Source organism: Arthrobacter sp. Rue61a (genome assembly GCF_000294695.2).
In the GTDB taxonomy this organism is placed as follows: Bacteria; Actinomycetota; Actinomycetes; order Actinomycetales; family Micrococcaceae; genus Arthrobacter; species Arthrobacter aurescens_A.
In genome coordinates, this window is record NC_018531.1 from 2,090,275 (window position 1) to 2,104,682 (window position 14,408).

Genomic DNA, 14,408 nt, shown 5'->3' on the forward strand with positions numbered 1-14,408 from the left:
TCAGATCTCCGCGGTGAGGATGTGGACGGAACACGCACCGTTGTCGACTCCGAAAATGCCGCCTCCGGTCGTGTGGGTCAGAGCGACCTGCGCGCCGGCGACCTGCAGCGGTCCGGCTTCCCCGATGAGCTGCCAATAGCTCTCGGCGATCTGGCTGACACCGGTCGCACCTAGGGGATGACCGCGCGAGAGCAGCCCGCCGCTGGGACTGACCGCGACGCGGCCGTCGAGAGCGAAGTCGCCGTTGGCAACCGCACGATACGCGGTACCCCGCTCGGCGATGCCGATTGCTTCGGCGTGTAGGAACTCGGCGACGGCGAACGCGTCGTGCAGCTCGACGATGTCGAGGTCCGTCGGCGCGATGCCCGACATCTTGTATGCCGCCGACACCGCGCGCTCGGTGATGTCCGGCCACGTCATGTCTCGGAACGAGGTGTGGAACTGTCCCGAGAGCACCACACTGGCCCGCATCCGTACGGCCGGCGTGCCCAGCTGCTTGGCGAAGTCTTCGCTGCACAGGAGGATCGCCGCGGCGCCGTCGCTGTTCGGGCAGCAGTGGAAGAGGCGGAAGGGGTCGGCGATGGGTCGCGACTCATCCACTTCTGCGGAGGTGACGGCGGTGCGCAGGTGCGCGCGCGGGTTGAGCGACCCGTTTCCGCGGTTCTTCACCGACACGTTGGTCAGGTCGGAGACCGTCGCCCCCGTCTCATAGAGGTAGCGCTGAGCGCGCATCGCGTACGTCGCCGGCATGACGACGCCCTGGTCGATCTCGATGTCCGCCGTCGACAAGGGGAGCGTCCCGCCACCGAACTGGGACAGGCTCTCAACTCCGACGACGAGGACCGCGTCGTAGGTGCCGGCGGCGATCGCCTGCCACCCGAGGTGCACGGCCGAGCCACCGCTCGCGCAGGCGTTCTCGATTGTGAACACGGGTTGCCCGGAGACGCCGACACGCTGCAGGATGCGCTGGGCGACGAGGGATCCGCCATAGACGGATCCGACGAACCCGGCGTCGATGGACTCGGGCGACACGCCGGTCTCGGCGAGGAGCATCGCCGCGGCCGAGACTCCCAGGTCCGTGGTCGTCATGTCCTTGTGCTTGCCGAAGGGATGTACCGCCGCACCCGCGACGTAGACGTTTGTCATTTCCGTTCACCTTCCGACTCGGCCCGCCCCGCCGCGGGGTGGGCCACATATGAAATGAGGGGGGTGCCCTCGCTCTCGCCGATCTGGCCGACGGCGAGCTCGACCGGCGTTCCCGGTACGAGGGCGTCGCCCGACTCGGTGTGCGCGAGAATGCGAACACCATCGATGTCGACGTAGCTCAGGACGTAGGGGGCGGGGAATTCACGCGGCCCAACGCGCACCACGGTCGAGGCGTACGTGACGCCCGTCGTGCCGCTCGCTACATCGGCGAGATCGGTGCCCGCGCAACGCGAGCAGATGCTCACCGGAGGGAACCATCGGCTCTCGCAGGCGTGGCAGTGCGTGATGCGTAGGTGGGCACCATCGGCTTCCTCGGTGAAATACTCGCCGGCGACGACGGTGATCGCCTGCCCGTCGCGTTCGATCTGTGTGCTCATCACTGTCCTTCGTAAGAGGGGTCACGCCGTTCGCCGAAGGCTCTGCGGCCTTCGGCGCGGTCCTGGGTGTCGCGCAGAAGTCCCCACATGGCCTGTTCCATCGCGATCGCGTGGCTCAGCGGCACGTCGTAGCTGCGCCGAGCGAGCTGGCTGATGGCCCGCGTGGAGAGCGGACCGTTGGCGGCGATCCGTCGTGCCAGCGACAGAGCCGCATCCATCAGCTCGTCCGGTTCGTACACGTCGCTGACCAGACCGACGCGGTGTGCCTCGGTGGCGTCGATCCGATCACCGGTCAGAAGCATTTTCATTGCGACCGCCTGCGGCACGGCCCGCAGCAGGTGCGAGACGCCGCCGACTGCCGGGAGCGTGGCCCACTTCGCTTCGGGGAGTGAGAAGGTCGCGTTCCTGGAAGCGATGCGCAGATCGCAATCGAGCGCGATCTCGAGTCCGCCTCCGGCGGCGTGCCCGTTGATCGCGGCGATGAGGGGCTTGCCAACGTCGATCTCGCTCACAGTGATAGCGCGGACGTAGCCGCCTGTCGCTACACCGACCTCCCAAGGATTTAGAAGGGATGCCGCGAACGGGCTCGTCGTGGCCGGCGCGCTCTTGAGGTCGGTGCCTGCGCAGAACGCTCGCGAGCCGGCGCCCGTGATGATGGCGACGGAGAGAGAGCCGTCGTCGCGGAAATCCTGAAGGACGTGACGGAAGCGCACCATCGATTCAGGGTCGAGGGCGTTGTGCACGTGCTCCCGATCGAGACGGATGAGGAGGATTGGACCGTCGCGCTCCGTACTGATACCCCCGGGCTGATCCTTTGCGGTGTCCGACATTGGACGCTCCTAACTGGACGGGCGATTTCGCGGTTGCAGCCTCATCGGTCACCACCGCAGTGTCTGGGATCCGGATCCCGCGCATCGATACTGCGCTGCAGGAGCGGATAAGATCGATAGTAACCAAATAGTTGATTGAGTGTCAATCCTCGGGACCACTACCTCTCGGGGCACTCTTGACCGAGCGGACACTCCGGAAGACCAGGCAGCTCACCGCGCTGGGTTCCGCAGTCTTTCCCGGTGTCACTTTTCAACGAAGCGAGCCGCGCTGGTACGCCGTAACCACAGCAGAGTCGATTAAATCCAAGCTATTTAGAATTGGCGGGTATTCGGTACTGACCTACCAGAAGGCTGCGCTACGGTTTGGGCTTGACCGCGTCTCTCGCGGACTTAGCGTTGGGGGAAGCTACGTAATCCCCTGCGTAAAGGGGGAACAAATAAGGAGAGATCTCTAAAGGCAAGACTACTTACCGCGGTGGTGGCAGCAGCGTCCTTCGTCCCGCTATTGCCCCTAGGAGTCCCTTCCAATGTGGTGATGGCCTCGTCTTTGGAGCACTGCTGGGCAGGGTGTGCCACCAGGCCCACAGCTGATCATCCAGGAGCCTGAAATTTTCTGGGGCGTCATCGTCTCCATGTACCCAGACAACATCATCCGGCTGCTACTCAATCTGCCACTGGTTGGCGTTTGAACGCCGATAACGGAGATTCGATCAACCTGCTCAGTCTTGGAAGAAGTGGTTTATGGCATGTCGAGTCGGGTTTTGTGGGCGGTGTCTTTGTTGGTGTTCCATCCGGCGATGATGCCGGCTCCGAGCATTTGGTCGGTGAGTCTTGCGAAGCGGTAGCTGGGGTCGGTGTCGAGGGCGAGTTGCATGTATTGGTGTGCTTTGGAGCCTCGGCCTTCCCAGCAGTTGATGTAGCCGATGGTGGTGAGGATTGGTGCTGCGTGTTGTGGGCTGGTTCGTGTGTAGACGTGGATGAGGAGTTGTTGTGCCCATTCGATCCGTGACCATTGGGGCGCCGTTTCGATTTAAGCGAACAGGATGTGTTGGGGTGGTTCGTTGATGCCGGGGACGTCTGCCATGAGCCGGTCCCGGATGTGCGGGAACTGGAAGTTTGCGATGAGCGCGGCGCAGTCCTCGTCGGTAGGGAAGTCATTGCTGTCGAGCATGTTCTTCCAGAGTTGGCTCGCCTGCCTCGCTGCTTGGTGGGGCGCCTGGGCTCGGGTGGTGGTCATGCGGGTTTCGACGGCGGTGGCGTGGTCTGCTTCTTGGGTCGGCGGTGGAAGGATGATCCGGTTGGTGGGTTCGATGGTGCTGCCGCGGTAGATGAACTCGGCGTTGACGCGGCTGTATTTAGTGGTGCTGATGGGCAGGCTGATGTCTTGTCCGGGTTCGCTGTCGTAGGGGGAGTAGCTGTTGTCGCTGACGAAGACCCCGTCGCGGATGGTGATGCCGTTTCCGGCGAGGACCCCGGTGAGCGCGGCAATCGTGGCTGCGTGCGGTTTGGGCTGGCCGGGTTCGCAGTGCTGGGAGGTGTAGAGGGCGAACACGATGCTCGAAGCTTGGGTATCGCTGGCGAGGTAGCTGCTGACGGTCCTGGCGTAGGGGAGTTCTGTTCCTGGTTGGCGGGGAAGGTCGATTCGGAGGGTGGCTCCGACCTTGCCCTTGTCCAGGGTGATGCAGACCAGGCTCTCCGTGGGCCAGAACCCTAGCGTGTGCCCGATGAAGCTGAGCAGGTCGGCGGGGTCTTTATTGGTGAGCGCATTCATTGTCCTTTTCCTTTGATCGTTGTGTCTTTGGCCTTTGCGCCGTTCTGATAGGGGACTTGTGCGCTACTAAGGAGCTGAAACGCGACTAGGGTGACCGGGCCAGGTCCTCGGCAGGGGCCAACTGGCGTGGGAGCGCTGAGCCAATTTCCAGGATTGGGAATCGGCGCGGTGACGCCATGGTTGCGCGGAGGCCCATCCAGCGATGACGGGGATATCAGAATGACAAACAGCGGTGTTGCTTCTGGCTATTCATAGGCAGGCTGATGCGCGACGTCATGACGTGTGCGGTCGTATTCTGCGGCATGCGCCATCGCTACGCCGGAAGCGGCCGGGGGCTGCTTCACCTTCCGATATATGCGCCGTTATCGGCGGGGCCGAAGGCCCGCCTTTGCTGGGTGGCTTCCCGGGGCTCTGGGACAACTTCGACGCCGCCGGATGCGGACATGCCCGAGCCCGCCATCTGGTTGGGTACGTTCTGCCTGTTGCAGAAATGCCGCCCCCGGTTGAAGTCCATGCAAGGTATCGGCGTTTCTGAGCATGGCTATCCCGGGGTGGGTCAAGCCCGTGACTGCGCTGGCACGGAGCCTTGCGCCAGTCACCCGGAAGAACGAAATCTTGGTTGACCAGGCTGTGGTGGGTGACTTGAGCATCGTTACCCTGGTTCCCGCTCAAGGACCCACCTCGCCTGGAGCCTGGACCTCAACGTGCCGCGACCCCCTAGTTCCATCGGCTAGGTAGACCTTACGGAGTAGGATGACTTCCGCCGGAAGGCGTCACCGTCATCCGGCGGCAGACAAGGCAATGCCGGGAGCTCGGATCAGTGGGAGTTAAAAGTAGCGGCAACTGGCGACACGCGTGGGAATCTCGGGACCCCGTAGCCACCACGGTTATGGACCCGGGCCTCTGCGTCTACTGCTTCCAGGAGGTGAGAGGGACAACGACCTCCATCAACTTGTCAATCTGTTTCTGCACCGGAGCCGCGTTCTGTAGACCCCTCTCGAGTGCGGTTGGTAACCAGGTTTTGCCTTTGTGGACGCCAAGGCTATGGCCGAAGCTCTCAAGTTCCCCTGCTTGCACGAGGACGACGTTTTGTTGGGCGAGGCCTTTGACTAAGCGTGCAACGGCTTCCGTTTGGCCCACGTTCCGACGCATCAGCTCATCCACCCCGTGGTGTTTGACTTCATCCCACGGGCGAGACTGCATTTTGAGTGCATCAGCGACTCGTCTACGGGCATCACCCTCGAATAGCGCGCGCGGGTTTTCGAGGATCAGGGCGTCGAACACTGCGGTGGCACGGGCGCTGACGGTGACGACGTTCTCGGACGAAAGCGCGGCGTTGAGAGGTTGTACGACCGAGCGCCAGGCTTCGTCCAAGTCGGACCAGTCACCGCCGGTAGCTTCAACAATATTCTTGAGCACGGCCCGATTGTCTAAAACGTCGAGGTCTGGCATGGCCACAACGGGGACGTTGAGCGAGCGCAGCGCTTTGGCTAAACGGGGCATGTTGCTCGTGCCGCCTGTCGGGATAAAAAGCACCTCGGTGGCTGGAAGTGGCGAAGCCTGCTCCTGACGATCCAAAAGTTGGTTTTCGTGCACGTCCAAAGCCGCCTCGTAAAAGCGGCAGTCACGTTCAGCTTCAGCAAGAATTGCAACCTCATGAAACAGCCCGTCCAGCACGTGGCTGTATTTGAGGATTGGGTCTTTCATAATTCTGCGTAGGTCTTCGGACCTGAGCTGGTGGGCTTTTGTGGGGCCATCCTGCTGCCTTACCAGGCGCACTACCGATAGCGGGGACTCGGCGTTCACCAGCCCGGCCAGGATATTCCGGTCGTGGGTCGCCAGGATAAGTTGGATACCCTTTTCAGCGGCGATCTTTCCCAGCACTTGACCCAATGCGAAAGCTTGAGGTGGGTGGAGGAAAGCCTCCGGCTCGTCAATGATGAGAACGGGGTAAGTAGCAGTGACCAGCGGAATGAGGATATTAATGAGGCTCTTCATGCCGTCACCTTGTTCCGACAGTTGAGGTAGTGCTTCGACGTCGAGTTGGTAGGCCGTGGGGTCGTCGTACTGTCGTTCGGGGCGCGGTGCGGTCGGCGTTCCAACACGGAGAACGAGCTGGGGGTTAAGATCGTCCAGGTGTAGGCGCTTCTTGAGAATCTTGAAAGTGATCGCATTGAGCTCGTCCATCAGCTCTCTGCTCTCACTGAGCAGCTGGAGGGGCTCGGTTGCCGGGGAAAGGACCGTACCCTTCTTGCTCGACGGAGTGATATCCCGCTGGCCTGCAGGCAGGTGCTTCACGAAGAAGCGAAAAAGTGTCTCTTTCTGAAACTCAGCCCCGTAGCCGTGAGGGGACGTAAACAGAAAGCCGTCGACAGGTTGAAAGTCCCCGAAGCGCTGGAATTGGGCGCTGGACGGCCTTTGGTCGTCGAAGTAGAACTGGGCATGCTTCAACAGCCAGTCTCCGAAGTCTTGAACATCGCCTTCGATTATCCGCTCTACACTGCCCACGATTTGCCGGACAGCGAGTTCGTGGCCTTTGGCGTGCAAGTCCAGCTCGCGGAGCATGGTCGATTTGCCGCAGTTGTTGGCGCCAGCTATCACCGTTACACCAGCTGGCTCGAACTCGATTTTGTCTCCGCTCTGCAGGTGCGCGGTACCTACGCCGACGTTCACCTTGTTCGCATCGCCACGTACTTTTCCGTGGGTCTTCAAGAGCTCGTCCAGCTTGGTTTCTCGTAATGACATGAAAGAAACCTACCGGGAGCCTTGGCCAGCTGACGAAACCATTCGTGACGGTGTGTATCTGACGAATAGCGTCTGGCCACAGTCGCATCTCACAGGAATTAGAAATAAGGCAGTGTGGACAATGTCCACACTTTCCGGCACTTCCCTGTGTTTTCAAGGCCTGGAATCCCGTTCGAGTCCCACCTCGGGCACCGCATAACCCCTCGTCAGAGGGGGTTATTGCTTTTATCTGTTGACAGCGGTTGACAAGTCCCTCTGATTGGGTGTCCCGGATGGTGCCTGGCCGCGGGGTGCGGCCTGTTCAGTTTGAGTAGGGAAGCGGTGTCGGCGTCCTGGTGGTGGGCGTTCCGCTTGCTGTGAGCTGGGGTTATATGTTCCTCTCTTGGTTCGTTCGGTAGGTCGTGGTTGTCCTGCACCTCTTCGTGGTAGGGGTGCTGAGCACGACATGACTTCGAGATCCTGCGTCAAAGATCTTGGGTTCGGCTCGTTCCTGGAGTGAGGACACTTCACCGGTGTAGGTCTTTGTCAGGCCAAAGAGGGGTCTGTGCATTGTCCACACTGAGATCTTTCGTATTGTGACTGCTTGCGGCCATTGGCTCTTCCCCCTTGGGCCTTCATCTGCTCATGCATGTGAGCGGCAGTAGCGACATGACGCGGGTCCGGAAGCGCTCTACATGTGCAGGTTCATTCCGAAGTGAGAGTTCGGCGGCCACGGGCGGGCGAGTGCTATCAAATGGGTCCTGGCCTTGTCATCGAAGCGCACTGCGAAATCAAGCGGGACGCGGGCCCGACGCATATGACCGCTCCCAATGGTGCCTCCGGAACATTGCAGTTCACGCGAATGTCGGCTTAGCACGTCGGAGCCGGCCACGGATTGCCGAGAGGGCCCCTCCGGAGCGGGTCGTTTGACGACGAGTTTTCAAGAAACCTCGTTTCGGCTCTTCGACTCCAGGTGCTCAACGATTGGCAGTGTCGGCCGGGGGCACGTCTAGGTCCAGAAGGCAGGGAATGCCGGCAAGCGCTGCTTCGGACAAACGCCGCGGGCGATTACGCTGCTCTGAAGGCACGCGTACGGGCCGGACAGCATTACCCGAGGTGCTGTCCGGCCCTGCCCATAGTTCCGAAAGACGAGTCCTGCGGTGTTATGGCGCTGTAACGTGGGGGACCGATTGCTTGCGTACTTCAGCTTGCTCGTCGGCGAGGGGTTTGCGTGCTGTCTCCGCGCTCATCAGCAAGCCCACCAGGGAGAGCACACCGATGCCCATCAGGAAGAACGCCGGCGAGCTGGGGTTGCCTGTCGTGGCGATCAGCCAGGTGCCGATAAGCGGTGCGACGCCGCCGAAGAGCATGGCGCCGACGTTGAACGGCAACGCGAATCCGAGGTAGCGCGAGCGGGTGCCGAACAGTTCGGTGAAGAATGAAGGAAACACTGCATCGTTCATGGCGAAGAACATGAGCGAGACGATGAGGACCGCGGAGGCGAGGACCACGCCTCCGAAGGAAAGCAGGGTCATGATCGGGTAGCTCAACACGATGAAGGCGATGCTTGAGATCATCAGCGTCCGTTTGCGGCCGATCCGGTCGGACAGGCGGGCGGCCAGGGGTATGAAGATGATGTGGGCGACGAGCCCAATCGTGACTACCAATGTCGCGGTTGCTTCGCTCATTCCGGCTTCTTCGATGAGGAACGAGGGCGTGTAGCTGAGCAGGAGGTAGTAGGCGCCGGCATTGAGGGACATGACGAGCAGTGCCTTCAGCATTGAGGGGAGGCTCTTGCGGGTCTCGGACCAGCGGTTTGAGGCCGGAGGCTGATCAACTGCGCTCTGGCGCTGCTTCTTTTCGAGTTCCAGCACCCGGCGGAACTGCGGGGTGTCTTCCAAACGCAGGCGAAGCCAGAGGCCAACGATGCCGAGCGGGCCCGCGATGAGGAACGGGATCCTCCAGCCCCATTCCTGCATGAATTCCGGTGAGGTGCTGGCGTAGAGGATGGTGGCCATGAGCGAGGCTGCCAGGAACCCGGCGGCAGCTGCGATGGGTACGACACTTGTTAGCAGTCCGCGCTTGGCGGCGGGGGCGTACTCGGCAACGAAGGTGCCTGCGCCGGCGTATTCGCCGGAGGCTGAGAAGCTCTGTGTTACGCGGAGCAGAAGGAGCAGGATGGGTGCTGCGATGCCGATGGTGGCGTAGTTCGGTATGAATCCGATGAGGAAGGTGGCTCCGGACATGAGGATGATGGTCGTGGCGAGGATGCTCTTACGGCCGATTTTGTCTCCCAGGCTGCCCCAGACGAAGGCTCCGAGCGGGCGTACGAGGAACGATAGCGCGAACACTGCGAAGGTGCTCATCAGGGCAACAGCGCGGTCCTCCGGGGGAAAGAAAACTATTGCGATGGTGGTCGCGAGGTAGCTGTAGCTGGCGTAGTCGAAGTACTCCAACAACGTGCCGAGCCCGCTGGCGATGACGACTCGGCGGAGTATGGATCGGGGGACGGAATCTGTGGTGGCTACGGTGGTGGGCATGGTGTCGTTCCTCATTTGAGTACCGGATCTTCGCGGTGGGTCCGCAGGATGTGACGACCATCATGGCAGCTAACGTCAGCCCGGAATATGGCCTCGGCGGCGAATCCCCACTGTTAGTTATGGCCCTTTAGGTGAAGTACCTACGCTGTCGCGGAAGCCCCTGACTTTCAGGGCGAGCCAGAGCTCGGTCTGAGCATCGATTCCGTCCAGGTCGTGACCGGTGATCTGGACGATCCGCTGCATCCGGTTCCGTACTGTGTGCCGGTGGACTCCCATTCGTTCGGCTGTCGCTTCGACGGATCGGCGCTCGAGAAGCCAGGTGTGCAGTGTGTTCAGGAGCGCTTCGCCTCCGCGCGAGTTCTCGATGGGGGCGAGGACAGCGCTGGAGAAGGCTTCCAGGTATTCGGATGGAGCGGCGTTGATCAGGAACTCGTGCGAGGCTCCGTCGACGTACTCGATGGGGGTGCCGGCCCGACGGCTGGTCTCCAGGGCCAGGGTTGCCTGCCTGATGCTGCGGGCGGAGTGCTCGGGAGCGCCCCTGGTGCCGATCCCCGTGGGGACGTCGAGGCCGTAGTCAGCCAGGGCCTGGCGGGGGTCCACAGTTGCCAGACATTCGACGATGCGGTGACGGTGCCGTATAAAAGGGGCGGCGAGGACGACTGCGAGATCGTCGATGAGCACTTCGGCATGGGTCTCATTGCGCGCTTCGATGCTCACGCCCCGCAACGGGCCTGAATCTATGCCGATGCTCCGGAGGAACGTCCGGGCGCTGCCCGGCTCCGTGAACGTCAGGAGGCGGGCAAACCGTTCGGCGCGCTTACGGCGCGCAGATTCGTCGAGGAACCACACGCGTTCGAATTCGAGTGCCAGGAGCGAACGTAGTGCTGGCGCGGCGAGCTCAGCCGTCTCCTGGCCCGTCGGGATACGGACGCAGAACCCCCGGACAGTGTCATTGCCTGCGAACGGGAAGACCTCGACCGTCTCTTCTACGCCGGCGGATGTGCCGTCGGGATCCGCGACCAGTTCGGTGGCTGACAGGAGGAGTTGCTCTCCAAGTCGTGGTGCTTCACGTCCGGCGAGGCGTTCGCTCAAGGGCGCGAGCAGGATCGAAGGAAAGGCCGAGCTTCTGGCCATGACCCTCCCGAGACGATCGAATACAGCCACCGGCTCCTCGGTCCGTTGCTGCCAGCCGGACAGCAGGTCCCCAAACGAGCCGCCGCGGGCCACAATTGCTGTGATCTCCATCTGCAGGTCGAGCGGCCGTCTGAGCGCTTCCCGTTGTCCTTCCGCGTGCAGGACGGCGATGGTGTGCGCGATTCGCCCGAAGTCGGCGATGTCACCGGTCAGCAGTGGCAGGTCATTCTCGCTTGCCAGAGCCAGCACCTGCGCCGGGAGGCGCTCGAATGCGGCCTCGGCGCCGAGGCCGATGATGAGCCCCGAGGCACCGGCGCCCGTGGCTTCCGACAGGAAATTCTTCCAGGCTGTCCAGTCCTCACCGATGTGCAGCCCGCTGGTAAGCACCATTTCGCCGCCGTGGAGTCTCGGAAACGGTCCTTTTCGCTCGACAGCAATGGGGACACCGGCGGCTCGTTCAACACCGGCGCCTCCGTGCGCCGTCGTCAGCCCAAGCCCTGAGGTGGAAGCAAGCTTGGCCACCGTGAACGCCGTCAATTCAAGTGCCATGGCCCCATGTTAGCGACGATCAGGCGGCATTTCTGTACGGGCCGGCCATTATTTGGTTAGCTAAGAGTACGCCCCGGCGATGGTCTGGAAAGGATGGCTTCAATAGTGTGATTCGCAGCAGGCCGCACCAGCGAGCCGAAGACCGCAACTGCGAATGGGAGCATGTGATGATCGGCCAGAACGAGTACTTCGAGGGACAAGTACGAAGCCTTGAATTCAAGAACGAGCAGGGAAACTTCACCGTCGGGGTGATGGAGCCCGGTGAATGGAAGTTCGAAGCCCCCGTCAAAGAATGGATGCACCTCGTCCGCGGAACCTGGGATGTGCAGCAACCCGCCGGTCAGGGGGAGTGGACAACCTACAAGGAAGGCGAACGGTTCGAGGTTCCGGGTGGTACCGACTTCACCGTCCGCGTAAAAGACACGGTCGCCTACCTCTGCCCCTACACCGGTGAATTCCTAGGTCACCTGGACATGTAGCATCCGCAACTGCCTGAGTACTGACACAAGTGAGTATGTGTTGGACTGACCTCAATAAAAGGAGCCTGGCGCCAAGCCGGGCTCCTTTTAGTTGCGCCCGTGCGGGCCTTCACCTCTATGGGCGAGGGTTATATGTATCCGTAGCGTGACTCGACGGCTCAGTGGGCAGTCCGCTAAGCCGTTAATCAGTCAAGGTCCGTTGCCCTTGCCTCGAGGTAGACCCTGACTGCATCGATCAGGTGGCCGATATGTTGAGGCATCAGCTGGCCCCCCATATCTGCCGGGGTTGGCCGGACGGGCCTGGACATACTCTTCGGTCTCGTTTCGGCGAGGTAATTGCTGAAGAAGGTGCTTCCACTGTGTCGAATTGTTCATTCGTTCTGGCAATTAGAGAGCCGCCGCAACTCGGTTTGCTCTTCCGACCGGCAGGCAATCTGCAGAGGCGGCAGCACCGATTTCCCTGCGCAGGGTATGAGTGTGCAAGGGTGCGTCAAGTCCCTGCTTCTCGGTGTTCGATCGAGCAGAACAGGGCGTGGACAATGTCCACACTCTTCATCTCGGATTGCCTTCTGCAGCCGCCGGATTGGCCCGGATTCCGTATGTTTCCGCCACTTGCCTCGAGTCTCCCCGCCTGCGTCATCTTTCAACGAAGCAGATTGGATTTCTTGGGTGACCGCGGTGTTGCCCCTCTGCGGGTGCCGGCTGGTTGGTCGCCGAATGCTGGTAACGGAGGTTCTCCGGACTTTCCGAGTTCGGGTCCGGTTACCCGACAGACTGCGTAACCTCGACTGACTTCGAGCAGGTCTGGTCCTGCAGCGTTGGCTTGCGCAGCACGGATAGTTTGCAATCGAATATGCACGCGTACCCATAAGCAGCCGGGGGAGGGGCCTATTCGCTCTCCCCAGCCAGGCCGAGAATTTATGCCGCGGACGCCGGCGGCCTAGCTAGGCGGCGGCACGTAGCGGTCGGTGAAGCGGCCCGCGTCGTCGAGCAGATGGCCTAGCCGCTTGGACGTGCGCAGAATGATTTGGCGCCTGATTTTGACGCCTGTCTGGGAGAGTGAGTCGATCTTAGCCTCCAGGACGTGCAGCACACCTAAATTACGCAGCCACACGTCGAACGTCAGGTTGGCCAGTCCTGCTGCAGTGCCGACGTACCGGACCTCCGGGTGGGTGGTGAGCGCGGACGCCACGGAGCTGAGCTGTCGAGGTGGGACGTCCATGAAGTACCAGATGTGCACCGGCCAGCCGGACCAGACATTGACAACATCGGTACGCAACCGGTACTGCTGGCCGTGCAGCAGCACGGCAACGGCGTCGTGGATTTTCTGCTCACTAACCCCTAGGTCGCGAGCCAGCACGGCGGCCGGTGTGCGGGCGTCCTGTCCAAGCGCGGCCATGAGGGCGACGCGGAATTGTGGGTCCAGCGCCCGCGCGGCTCTGGCGCGGGGCGGTTGCGGGCCGCCGATCCGCGCCACCTCCTCCGGATCCAGCGACCGCACGTTCCATCGTTCGCCGGACTTCAGGACAGACGTAGCCATATGCGCCCGCACGTCCCGGACCCCCGGCAGCGACGGCAGGGTCTCGAGCAGTAGTGCCGCCAGCGCGGCCTCGCTGGGTGCGCTGAGTGTTGCGATAAGGCAGGTGCCTGAGGCTGCGGCATCCAGCGTCAGCGCCATGGGGAGCTCGGAGAGGATAGCCGTGGCCATAGCGAGCGAGCCCGGCTCCAGATCGATCTCGGCGAACGCAGTGTTGCCGCTGCTGTTGATCCACGAGGGGTGACCGATGGCCCGGACCAGACCAGCATCGTGCAGCCGCGCATAGCGCCGGGCCAGTGCTGCTGGGCCGACAGACAACGCCCGTGACAGTTCGCTCCAAGGCGCCCGCGGCGAAATTTGAAGTGCGTGAATCAGGCGCGCATCCTCATCAGAAATCGAGATGTCATTCATTAGGAAACCCATTTTCACAGATTCAGCGTCATTTACCTAGCGGAAACCGACTGTTGTCAAACTCACTTTTGACCCGCCCGCTCTAAGGAATGGGACCCTACGAGGTGAAAGGAGCGCTCCATGGAGGAAGCTGCCCCAACCCTGGCCGAGACCGTCAACCACCCACTGCTGTGGATCGGCGCCATCACGGTGCTCGTGGTAATTCTGGTTCAAAGTGTCATCTATCTGAGGGCTGCCAAGGCCGCCGCGGCCGAGGTGGGCATGCCCGCCAAGCAGGTACGCACCGCGTTCCGTGCCGGGGGCGTTTCAGCCATCGGCCCATCAATCGCGGTCTGCTTGGTGGCACTCGCCCTGCTGCCGCTGTTCGGCAGCCCGAGCACGATCACCCGCATCGGTCTGATCGGTTCCGCCGCGTACGAAACAATCGCGGCCAACCTCGCCTTAGGCACCATGGGCTCCGCCCTCGGCGACCCCGGCGTGGATGGCAACATGCTGGTGACCATGTTGCTGGCGCTTGCCATCGGTGGCAGCGGCTGGATGGTGGTCACGCTCGTGATGACCCCCGTCATGAAGCGGAGCATGGCGGCAGGCACCAGCACAAAGACCGCCCGCAAGCGCTCCGCACGCTGGTCGGTTCTGCCCACGGCTGCCCTGATCGGCGCGTTCTTCACCATGGGTCTGAAGGAGGTGGCGGCCAGTTTCGACGGTGCCATCGTGTTCGCTACGTCCGCGCTGATCATGCTGGCGCTTACCCTGCTGGCCAAGCGGCTGAACAAGCCGACCCTGCTCGAATTTGCGCTCGGTGCCGCCATGATCGTGGCGATCGCTGTGGGCTATCTCATCTCCTGAC

Annotated in this window: 10 protein-coding genes and 1 pseudogene; 3 read left to right on the top strand and 8 right to left on the bottom strand. The window is 62.0% G+C overall.

Annotated elements, in window-relative coordinates; genetic code table 11:
- The 3 genes from ARUE_RS09520 to ARUE_RS09530 are packed head-to-tail and all read right to left on the bottom strand — an operon-like array spanning nt 1 to nt 2,413.
- Nucleotides 1-1,146 carry a thiolase family protein gene (locus ARUE_RS09520; protein WP_014921592.1) on the bottom strand — a complete coding sequence of 382 codons (1,146 nt, stop codon included), beginning with the start codon at nt 1,144-1,146 and terminating at the stop codon, nt 1-3.
- Nucleotides 1,143-1,583: a Zn-ribbon domain-containing OB-fold protein gene (locus tag ARUE_RS09525; RefSeq protein ID WP_162486143.1), complete on the bottom strand. Its 441-nt coding sequence runs from the start codon at nt 1,581-1,583 to the stop codon at nt 1,143-1,145. The genes ARUE_RS09520 and ARUE_RS09525 overlap by 4 nt, the downstream gene beginning before the upstream one ends.
- The gene (locus ARUE_RS09530; RefSeq protein ID WP_014921594.1) at nt 1,583-2,413 is read right to left on the bottom strand and encodes an enoyl-CoA hydratase/isomerase family protein; all 831 of its coding nucleotides are present in this window, start codon (nt 2,411-2,413) and stop codon (nt 1,583-1,585) included. The genes ARUE_RS09525 and ARUE_RS09530 overlap by 1 nt, the downstream gene beginning before the upstream one ends.
- Before the next feature lie 569 nt (nt 2,414-2,982).
- Between ARUE_RS09530 and ARUE_RS24950 the strand changes: the two genes are divergently transcribed.
- On the top strand, nt 2,983-3,102 hold the full coding sequence (locus tag ARUE_RS24950) for a hypothetical protein (RefSeq protein ID WP_353580108.1): 120 nt from the start codon (nt 2,983-2,985) through the stop codon (nt 3,100-3,102).
- A gap of 50 nt (nt 3,103-3,152) precedes the next feature.
- Here ARUE_RS24950 and ARUE_RS09535 read toward each other — a convergent pair.
- From ARUE_RS09535 to ARUE_RS09555, 4 genes and pseudogenes are all read right to left on the bottom strand, one after another.
- A pseudogene (locus ARUE_RS09535) lies at nt 3,153-4,184 on the bottom strand (DUF4192 domain-containing protein).
- Nucleotides 4,185-5,093: 909 nt separating this feature from the next.
- Nucleotides 5,094-6,929, bottom strand: coding sequence for an ATP-dependent nuclease (locus tag ARUE_RS09540; protein WP_081589133.1), 1,836 nt, complete (start codon nt 6,927-6,929; stop codon nt 5,094-5,096).
- 1,142 nt (nt 6,930-8,071) lie between these two features.
- On the bottom strand, nt 8,072-9,448 hold the full coding sequence (locus ARUE_RS09550) for an MFS transporter (RefSeq protein WP_043470118.1): 1,377 nt from the start codon (nt 9,446-9,448) through the stop codon (nt 8,072-8,074).
- A 117-nt stretch (nt 9,449-9,565) separates the two neighbouring features.
- Complete coding sequence (locus ARUE_RS09555; RefSeq protein ID WP_014921601.1) at nt 9,566-11,131, bottom strand: helix-turn-helix domain-containing protein; 1,566 nt, start codon at nt 11,129-11,131, stop codon at nt 9,566-9,568.
- A gap of 107 nt (nt 11,132-11,238) precedes the next feature.
- On the opposite strand from ARUE_RS09555, the gene ppnP reads away from it, so the two are divergent.
- On the top strand, nt 11,239-11,610 hold the full coding sequence (gene ppnP, locus ARUE_RS09560) for a pyrimidine/purine nucleoside phosphorylase (RefSeq protein ID WP_017197464.1): 372 nt from the start codon (nt 11,239-11,241) through the stop codon (nt 11,608-11,610).
- Between the two features lie 940 nt (nt 11,611-12,550).
- Here ppnP and ARUE_RS09565 read toward each other — a convergent pair.
- Nucleotides 12,551-13,558 carry an Lrp/AsnC family transcriptional regulator gene (locus tag ARUE_RS09565; RefSeq protein WP_014921604.1) on the bottom strand — a complete coding sequence of 336 codons (1,008 nt, stop codon included), beginning with the start codon at nt 13,556-13,558 and terminating at the stop codon, nt 12,551-12,553.
- Nucleotides 13,559-13,678: 120 nt separating this feature from the next.
- Between ARUE_RS09565 and ARUE_RS09570 the strand changes: the two genes are divergently transcribed.
- A complete protein-coding gene (locus ARUE_RS09570; protein ID WP_014921605.1) occupies nt 13,679-14,407 on the top strand; it encodes a DUF5058 family protein in 729 nt (242 codons plus the stop codon).
- Nucleotide 14,408: the final 1 nt, after the last annotated feature.

Bases quoted from the DNA above. Each gene is read 5' to 3' on its own strand.
- ARUE_RS09520 (WP_014921592.1), bottom strand. From the start codon at position 1,146: ATGACAAACGTCTACGTCGCGGGTGCGGCGGTACATCCCTTCGGCAAG.
- ARUE_RS09525 (WP_162486143.1), bottom strand. From the start codon at position 1,583: ATGAGCACACAGATCGAACGCGACGGGCAGGCGATCACCGTCGTCGCC.
- ARUE_RS09530 (WP_014921594.1), bottom strand. From the start codon at position 2,413: ATGTCGGACACCGCAAAGGATCAGCCCGGGGGTATCAGTACGGAGCGC.
- ARUE_RS09540 (WP_081589133.1), bottom strand. From the start codon at position 6,929: ATGTCATTACGAGAAACCAAGCTGGACGAGCTCTTGAAGACCCACGGA.
- ARUE_RS09550 (WP_043470118.1), bottom strand. From the start codon at position 9,448: ATGCCCACCACCGTAGCCACCACAGATTCCGTCCCCCGATCCATACTC.
- ARUE_RS09555 (WP_014921601.1), bottom strand. From the start codon at position 11,131: ATGGCACTTGAATTGACGGCGTTCACGGTGGCCAAGCTTGCTTCCACC.
- ARUE_RS09565 (WP_014921604.1), bottom strand. From the start codon at position 13,558: ATGAATGACATCTCGATTTCTGATGAGGATGCGCGCCTGATTCACGCA.
- ARUE_RS09570 (WP_014921605.1), top strand. From the start codon at position 13,679: ATGGAGGAAGCTGCCCCAACCCTGGCCGAGACCGTCAACCACCCACTG.